The sequence below is a fragment of the Marinomonas sp. ABL3_031 genome (assembly GCF_056161265.1).
Genome location: NZ_JBSWYU010000041.1, coordinates 1 through 460 on the forward strand (window position 1 = coordinate 1; position 460 = coordinate 460).

The 460-nt window shown below is 54.1% G+C and carries 1 protein-coding gene; it reads left to right on the forward strand.

Annotation, left to right across the window (positions count from 1 at the left end; translation table 11 throughout):
- Positions 1-460 (forward strand): hemagglutinin repeat-containing protein (locus tag ACXAH2_RS17180; protein WP_475080171.1); only part of this gene is annotated, 460 nt, incomplete at both ends.

The following is a 460-nucleotide window of genomic DNA, read 5'->3' on the forward strand; positions in this document are numbered from 1 at the left end:
GCAGGTGCCACTGCTGCTGCCAGCACTGCCACCTATGGCTTTACTATTAATGGTGGTGTTACCACCCAAACTGACACGACCAGCACCACCAGCAGCCAAGGTACTTGGAACGGTTCTAATATTAATGTGGGTGGCAATACCCGCCTAACCAGTGACAACAACCTCAACATCGAAGGGTCGAACGTCGCTACTGGCGGTCAGCTTGCTCTGAATGCCCAAAACATCAACATCACTGCTGGCAAAAACACCCTCACCGAAAGCACGGAAAGCCACAGTGAAGGGGTCAATGCCAGCTATGGCATCACCAATGGCAGTGTGAGTGGTGGAGTCAACGCCAACCAAAGCAGCAGCGACAGCCAGAGCGTGACGCACATCAATAGCCAACTGGTGGCCGGTAGCCTTGTCAGTGACAGTGATAACCTGACCATTGCCGGCGGTAATCTGGACGCGGCCAGCATTG